At 46.7% G+C, this 630-nt stretch carries 2 protein-coding genes; both read left to right on the forward strand.

Features of this window, described 5'->3' with window-relative positions; translation table 11 throughout:
• Positions 1 to 220, forward strand: a 220-nt coding sequence (locus R7R78_RS27310) for a YfbR-like 5'-deoxynucleotidase (protein ID WP_318119664.1), incomplete at its 5' end; no start/stop codon positions are given.
• A 12-nt stretch (positions 221 to 232) separates the two neighbouring features.
• On the forward strand, positions 233 to 630 hold a 398-nt coding region (dgt, locus tag R7R78_RS27315; protein ID WP_225474756.1), incomplete at its 3' end, for a dGTP triphosphohydrolase.

Genomic DNA, 630 nt, shown 5'->3' on the forward strand with positions numbered 1-630 from the left:
TCATTCGTCTCACGAAGAAGACTCTCAGATAGTAAAACAGGCCGACTCCATCTGTGCGTACTTAAAATGTTTGGAAGAACTAAGCGCAGGTAACCATGAGTTTGCCTTAGCGAAAAAGCGCCTAGACGTCACTTTACAAGAACGTAAAACGCCAGAAATGGAATACTTCCTTAATACATTCGCCCCAAGCTTTGAGCTATCGCTGGATGAAATCAGTTAGCCAGTTTAGTTTATGGAGATAAACGTGTCGTTTGAATTACACTCTTTGTGGCAAGAGCGCCACGATGATGAGCATAAAATCCGCCGTGATGACCACCGCAGCCCCTATCAACGTGATAGAGCGAGAATCCTGCACTCTGCGGCATTTCGACGCCTGCAAGCGAAAACTCAAGTTCATGGCAACAGCTTGGAAGACTTTCATAGAAGTCGACTTACCCACTCGTTAGAAGCGGCCCAATTAGGCACGGGTATTGTCGCCCAACTCAAAAAGAAACAGTCTGAATTTAAAGAACTATTGCCCTCGGACAGTTTGATTGACTCTCTGTGTCTCGCGCACGATATTGGCCACCCACCATACGGACACGGTGGTGAAGTCGCATTGAACTATATGATGCGTGACCATGGTGGCTT

It is taken from the genome of Vibrio sp. 2134-1, assembly GCF_033339495.1.